This window comes from Pseudomonas sp. GLN_2, from assembly GCF_043106005.1.
In the GTDB taxonomy this organism is placed as follows: domain Bacteria; phylum Pseudomonadota; class Gammaproteobacteria; order Pseudomonadales; family Pseudomonadaceae; genus Aquipseudomonas; species Aquipseudomonas alloputida.
The window spans coordinates 23227-30588 of sequence record NZ_JBICMC010000063.1; the positions used below are offsets into that span (position 1 = coordinate 23227).

At 65.1% G+C, this 7362-nt stretch carries 3 protein-coding genes; 2 read left to right on the forward strand and 1 reads right to left on the reverse strand.

Features of this window, described 5'->3' with window-relative positions; genetic code table 11:
* Positions 1 to 335: 335 nt before the first annotated feature.
* Positions 336 to 1514, reverse strand: a complete 1179-nt coding sequence (hmpA, locus tag ACF8Q6_RS14950; RefSeq protein WP_012051223.1) for an NO-inducible flavohemoprotein — start codon at positions 1512 to 1514, stop codon at positions 336 to 338.
* Between the two features lie 154 nt (positions 1515 to 1668).
* Between hmpA and norR the strand changes: the two genes are divergently transcribed.
* Together norR and ACF8Q6_RS14960 are read left to right on the forward strand one after the other, a co-directional pair.
* Entirely contained in the window at positions 1669 to 3225 is a 1557-nt protein-coding gene (norR, locus tag ACF8Q6_RS14955) for a nitric oxide reductase transcriptional regulator NorR (RefSeq protein WP_012051222.1), read from the forward strand.
* Between the two features lie 190 nt (positions 3226 to 3415).
* Positions 3416 to 7362, forward strand: a 3947-nt coding sequence (locus tag ACF8Q6_RS14960; protein ID WP_392499027.1) for an Ig-like domain-containing protein, incomplete at its 3' end; no start/stop codon positions are given.

The following is a 7362-nucleotide window of genomic DNA, read 5'->3' on the forward strand; positions in this document are numbered from 1 at the left end:
AGTGTGGCTGAGACCGGCCGCAACGACGTCGGTTCAACGCCGGGCGGCAAAAAAACGGCTGCCCAGGTGCCGCGCAGGGGCAAGCCCCTCGACACCCGGGAGTGAAGGATACCGTGATTAAAGGATGATTAAGGAAGAAAGCGCAGCGCCCGGTTTCATCTTTCCTTTATATATAGGCAGAAAGGTGTGCTGCAGCGGGGGGACGAGCACTTTATAAGCCTGTACCGGCCCCTTCGCGGGTAAACCCGCTCCTACAGAGACGGCACCACATTCAAGACCGGTGCAATACCTGTGGGAGCGGGCGTGCCCGCAAAGAGGCCGGCACAGGCGCTACATCACTCCAGCGCTGCCGCCGGCCCGAAGAACTCGTAGCGGCTCTGCTGCTCCGGCACACCCAGGCCCTTCAGCTGGCGTTTGACCGCCGCCATGAAGCCTTTCGGCCCGAGGAAGTAGGCGTCCACGTCACGCTCCTGCGGCAGCCACTCGGCAAGCAGGTCTTCACTGAGCAAACCCACGGCGTCGGCCGCAGCGCCACCTTCCGGCTCGGCATAGCAGTAGAAGCGCTTGAGCTGTGGATGGCGCGCCGCCAGGCCATCGATCCAGTCCCGGAAGGCATGCACCGCGCCATTACGCGCACAGTGGATGAAATGCACCTCGCGCCGGGTTTGCAGTGCTGCCTGCAGCATCGCCAGGGTCGGGGTAATGCCCACCCCTCCGCTGATCAGCACCAGCGGCTTGTCGCTGGCTGCCAGGGTGAAGTCACCCGCAGGCGGGAACAGTTTCAGGGTATCGCCCACCACCAGCTCATCGTGCAGGTAGTTGGAGACCTTGCCGCCCGCCTCGCGCTTGACGCTAATGCGGTATTCCTTGCCGTCGCACAGCGCCGACAGGGAATAGTTGCGGCGCTGCTCGGCACCGTCAATGTCAAGTTTCAGACCGATGTACTGGCCAGGTTCTGCCTTGAGCACCGGCATGCCATCCACCGGGGCGAAGTAGAACGAAACGATCTCGCTGCTTTCCTGCTCGCGGCGTACCAGGCGGAATTCACGGGTACCGCGCCAGCCACCCTCGGCTTCTTCCTTCTCTTTATAGAGGTTTTCTTCAGCGCCAATCAGAATGTCGGCCAGCTGGCCATAGGCCGCGCCCCACGCGTCGATCACCGCAGGGGTGGCAATGTCCTTGCCCAGCACTTCCTCGATGGCGCGCAGCAAGCAGCTTCCGACAATCGGGTAGTGCTCCGGCAGAATCTGCAGGGCAACATGCTTGTTGATGATCTGCCCGACCAGGCCGCCCAGTTGCTCCAGCTGGTCGATATGGCGGGCATACATCAACACGCCGTTAGCCAGCGCACGCGGCTGATCGCCACTGGCCTGGTGGGCCTGGTTGAACAGCGGCCGTACCTCGGGGTATTCGCTGAGCATCATCTTGTAGAAGTGGGTGGTCAGCGCTTCGCCGCCGCTTTCCAGCAGAGGTACAGTGGCCTTGATGATTGCACGTTGTTCGGCATTGAGCATTGCAACAACTCCTGAGCCTGTGGCTTCAAATGACTGCCCCTGCCATTACAGCAATCGTGCCAACTTTTATCGCCAGCAAAATCAGGGGTTTGATGCAGGTCATGTCAAAACGACCCACCCCTGCGTATAGTCATATCGACCCATAGGAGTCCATATGACTACACAGCCACTGCTCACCACCCTCCTGCCCCTGGTCAGCGACCTGTCCCGCGATTTGCCCGACCAGGAACGCTACCGCCGCCTGTTGCAAGCCATGCGTGGCCTGCTGCCGTGCGATGCTGCAGCACTGCTGCGACTGGATGGTGAATGGCTGGTGCCGCTGGCAGTGGATGGCCTTAGCCCCGACACCCTCGGCCGGCGCTTTCGGGTCAGCGAGCACCCGCGTTTCCAGATACTGCTCAGCCGCCCGGAACCCACCCGATTCGCCAGCGATTCCGAACTGCCCGACCCCTACGATGGTTTGGTCAATGCCCCCGATGCCGACCTTGAAGTGCACGACTGCATGGGCTGCCCGTTGATGGTCGATGAGCGCCCATGGGGCCTGGTCACCCTCGACGCCCTCACCCCCGGGCAGTTCCAGAGCCTGGAACTGGATGCCCTGCAGGCCTTTGCCAGCCTGGCTGCCGCCACCGTTACCGTGGCCGAGCGTATCGAGCACCTGGCCCTACGCGCCGAAGACGAACACCATCGCGCCGAGCTCTACCGCCAGGCCAGCGGCCAGGATAGAGAGCTGATTGGCCAGAGCGCCGCGCACAAACGCCTGGTGGAGGAAATTCGTCTGGTCGGCAGCAGCGACCTGACCGTGCTGATCACCGGCGAAACCGGGGTTGGCAAGGAGCTGGTGGCCCAGGCCCTGCACCAGGCCAGTAACCGCGCCGACAAGCCGCTGGTCAGCCTCAACTGCGCCGCCCTACCCGACACCTTGGTGGAAAGCGAACTGTTCGGTCATGTGCGCGGCGCCTTCACCGGCGCGCATGGCGAGCGCCGCGGCAAGTTCGAACTGGCCAACGGCGGCACGCTGTTCCTCGACGAAGTGGGCGAACTGCCGCTGACGGTGCAGGCGAAACTGCTACGCGTGCTGCAAAGCGGCCAGTTGCAGCGCCTGGGTTCGGACCGCGAGCACCGGGTGGACGTGCGCCTGATCGCCGCTACCAACCGCGACCTCGCTGCCGAGGTGCGTACGGGCAACTTTCGCGCCGACTTCTATCACCGCCTCAGCGTTTACCCGCTGCACGTGCCACCTTTGCGCGAACGTGGGCGAGACGTGCTGCTATTGGCGGGCTACTTCCTCGAACAGAACCGTTCACGGCTTGGCCTGAACAGCCTGCGCCTGAGCCATGAGGCCCAAGCCGCGTTGATCGCCTACGACTGGCCAGGCAATGTGCGCGAACTGGAACACCTGATCGGCCGCTCGGCACTCAAGGCGTTAGGCCAGCACCCTGATCGGCCACGTATCCTCACCCTCGAAGCCATCGACCTGGACCTGCGTGTGTCGGCAACCACGCCAGGCACGCTGCCCTCTCCCGCTGCACCGCTGCAAGTGGTCACCCCGCCTGAAGGCGGCTTGCGTGAAGCCGTCGATATTTACCAGCGACAGGTGATCGAAGCCTGCCTGCAGCGGCATCAGGACAACTGGGCAGCAGCGGCCCGGGAACTCGGTCTGGACCGCGCAAACCTGAGCCGTTTGGCCCGCAGGCTAGGGCTTCGCTGAGGCTTTTCTACCAAAGGATTAACCCAGAAAGCCATCTGGTTGCTTCCCCACCGGCTGCTATATCTCCCTAACCACCCGTTTGTCGACTGCCTGGTCGAGGCTGTGCGTAATACCCCTGACAGGGCTCTGTTACGTCGGTTGAGGCCCGAATACTCGGGCCGGGGGATCCGGATATCAGCAGGGAGCATCCATGGACAACATCGTCGTCGCCGATAAGCAATCCGAAGTCGCCACTCAGAGCGCCTGGGGCAATATCAATCTCAAAGCACCAAGCGTCGTGCAGGTACCGGTATCTCCAGACAAAGTGGCCACGGTCACCCAGCGCGGGCAGGACCTAATCGTCACCCTGAAGTCGGGGGAAAAGGTCACCATCGGTAACTTCTTCGCCGTGGACCAGGCCGGGATCGGCAGCGATATGGTCTTCGTCGGCGAAGACGGCACCCTGTGGCATGCCCAGTACGATGCGGCAGCGTTCACCGGTTTCACCTTCGAAGAAGTGGCCTCGCTGGACGAACTGGTCGCAGGCATCGGTACCGCAGGCAGCGCCATGCCAACTTGGGCGATTGCCGGGCTCAGCCTGCTGGGCGTGGGCGGCGCAGCAGCAGCAGCGGACAATGGAGGCGGGGGCAGCAGCGGCGGTTCCGACCCCGACACCAGCGCACCGGCCACGCCGATCGACCTGCTGGTTTCACCGGATGGCCTGCGTCTGACCGGCCGTGGCGAAGCAGGCACCACGGTGAACATCCGCGACGCCGCCGGCAACCTGATCGGCAGCGGCACAGTGGGTGCCGACGGCAACTTCAACGTGACGTTGAATGCACCGCAGATCAACAGCGAAAACCTTGATGTCACCCTGACCGACGCCGCCGGCAATGTCTCGGCGCCTGGCACTGTCACTGCACCGGACGCAACTGCACCACTGGCGCCGACCGAGCTGGCAATCAATGGGCAGGGTGACACCCTCACCGGTCGTGCCGAGCCCGGCTCGACGGTATCCGTACGAGGCGCAGGTGGCGTATTGCTGGGCACTGCGGTGGCCGGTGCGGACGGCCAGTTCAGCATCACCCTGCAACCGCCACAAAGCGACGGCCAGGCCCTGGAGGTCAGCGCTGCAGACGCGGCAGGCAATAGCTCGCCAGTTGCCAACATCACGGCACCGGACGTCGACACCCCTGATACTACCGCCCCTGAACAACCGACCGACCTGGCCCTGGCCGATGGCGTCACCTTCACCGGTCGCGGCGAGCCCGGTGCCACCGTGCAGGTGCGCGATGCTGGCGGCAATGTCATCGGTACTGGTGTCGTCGGTGCCGACGGCCTGTTCAGCCTCACCCTGTCGCCGGCCCAGACCAATGGTGAAGCACTCGACGTGCGTCTGGTGGATGCCGCCGGCAACAGTTCGATACCGCTGGAGTTCACAGCCCCGGATATCACACCGCCCGAGGCGGTCACCGACATCCTGGTCGGCCCAGGTGGCACGGCCCTGAGCGGTCGCGGCGAGCCCGGCGCTACCGTCGAAGTTCGCGATGCCAATGGCACCGTGATCGGCACAGGTGTGGTCGGTGCCAACGGCACCTTCCTGATCGACCTCGCCCCAGCCGCGCAGCCGGGCGAGCAGTTGATCCTGGTGCAGACCGACCCAAGCGGCAACGCTTCCTCGGCACTGCAATTCGAAGTCCCGGTCACCACTGCGCCTGCCAGCCCCAGCGACCTGGTATTCGCCGAAGACGGCAGCAGCATCAGCGGTACCGCACCTGCCGGCACCCGTGTGGAAGTGCATGACGCCAACGGCACGCTGATTGGCACTGTGGTGGCGGGCCCCGACGGCAGCTTCACCGTCACCCTCGACCCGCCCCAGGCCAATGGCGAACTGCTGGACGTGGTCGCCATCGATGACGGCGGCGTTTCCTCGCTGCCCGCACAGATCACCGCGCCCGACATCACCGCCCCTGCTGCCCCAACCGAACTGGCGGTCAGCGCGGACGGCAGCGTTATCACCGGCCGTGCCGAACCGGGCAGCACCGTGCGCATCGTGGCTGCCGACGGCACCGAATTGGGCACTGCCGTGGTCGGCCCGACCGGCGTGTTCAGCCTCAACCTCAATCCGCCACAAGTTGACGGCGAAGTGCTGCAGGCCACGGCGACCGATGCCGCTGGCAACACTTCCGTTGCCAGCTCGGTCACCGCGCCGGACATCGATGGCGGCGATACCACCCCGCCTGAAGCACCGACCAATCTGGTGATCGGCCTTGCCGGCAGCCAGCTCAGTGGTCGTGGCGAAGTGGGCACTGCCGTGCAGGTGCGTGACGCGGCCGGCAACATCCTCGCGACCGGCACCGTCGCTGCAGATGGCACCTTCACCGTCACCCTGGCCCCAGCCGTGAACGACGGCAGCACCTTGCAAGTCACCCTCTCCGACGCCGCCGGCAACGTATCCCAACCAGGCTCGGTCACCTCGGCCGACTTGCTGCCGCCCGCGCAACCCACTGACCTGACCCTGACCGATGGTGTCACCTTCACCGGTCGCGGTGAGCCTGGTGCTACCGTGCAGGTGCGCGATGCTGCCGGCAACCTGATTGGCAGTGGCTTGGTCAACGAAGACGGCACCTTCAGCGTCACGCTGCTCCCCGCCCAGGCCAATGGTGAAGCCCTGGACATTCGCGTGGTGGATGCCGCCGGCAACGCCTCGGCGCCACTGCAATTCGATGCGCCGGACATCACACCGCCCGATGCGGTCACCGATATCCTGGTCGGCCCAGGTGGTACGGCCCTGAGTGGTCGCGGCGAGCCCGGCGCTACCGTCGAAGTTCGCGATGCCAATGGCACCGTGATCGGCACGGGTGTGGTCGGTGCCAACGGCACCTTCCTGATCGACCTCGCCCCAGCCGCACAGCCGGGCGAGCAGTTGAGCCTGGTACAGACCGACCCAAGCGGCAATGCTTCGGTGGCTACCGAGTACGATGTACCATTGACCACCGCGCCCGACAGCCCGAGCAATCTGGCCATCGATGCTGATGGCACCACCCTCACCGGTACCGCGCCGGCTGGCACCCGTGTGGAAGTGCATGACGCCAACGGCACACTGATTGGCAGTGCCATTGCCAACACCGATGGCAGCTTCAGCATCGAACTGAATCCCGCACAAGCCAACGGCGAACTGCTGGACGTGGTGGCCATCGATGACGGCGGCGTTTCCTCGCTGCCCGCACAGATCACCGCGCCCGACATCACCGCCCCTGCCGCCCCAACCGAACTGGCGGTGAGCGCGGACGGCAGCGTTATCACCGGCCGTGCCGAACCGGGCAGCACCGTGCGCATCGTGGCTGCCGACGGCACCGAATTGGGCACTGCCGTGGTCGGCCCGACCGGCGTGTTCAGCCTCAACCTCAACCCGCCACAAGTTGACGGCGAAGTGCTGCAAGCCTCCGCGACCGATGCCGCTGGCAACACTTCCGTTGCCAGCTCGGTCACCGCGCCGGACATCGATGGCGGCGATACCACCCCGCCTGAAGCACCGACCAATCTGGTGATCGGCGTTGCCGGTAGCCAGCTCAGCGGTCGAGGCGAAGCCGGCTCCACCGTGCAGGTACGTGACGCGGCCGGCAACATCCTCGCGACCGGCACCGTCGCCGCGGATGGCACCTTCACCGTCACCCTGAATCCTGCCGTGAACGACGGCAGCACCTTGCAAGTCACCCTCACCGATGCCGCCGGCAACGTATCCCAACCGGGCTCGGTCACCTCGGCCGACTTGCTGCCGCCTGCACAACCGACTGACCTGGCCTTGGCCGATGGCGTCACCTTCACCGGTCGCGGCGAGCCCGGCGCTACCGTGCAAGTGCGCGATGCTGCCGGCAACCTAGTTGGCACCGGCGTCGTCGGTGCCGACGGCCTGTTCAGCCTCACCTTGTCGCCTGCTCAGGCCAACGGCGAAGCACTCGACGTACGCTTGGTGGATGCTGACGGCAACGCCTCTGCGCCGCTGCAATTCGATGCGCCGGACATTACCCCGCCCGGTGCGGTGAGCAACATTGCCGTCGGCGCTGACGGCCTGGCCCTGAGCGGTCGCGGCGAACCCGGCGCCACTGTTGAGGTGCGCGATGCCAGTGGCACCGTGATCGGCACGGGTGTTGTGGG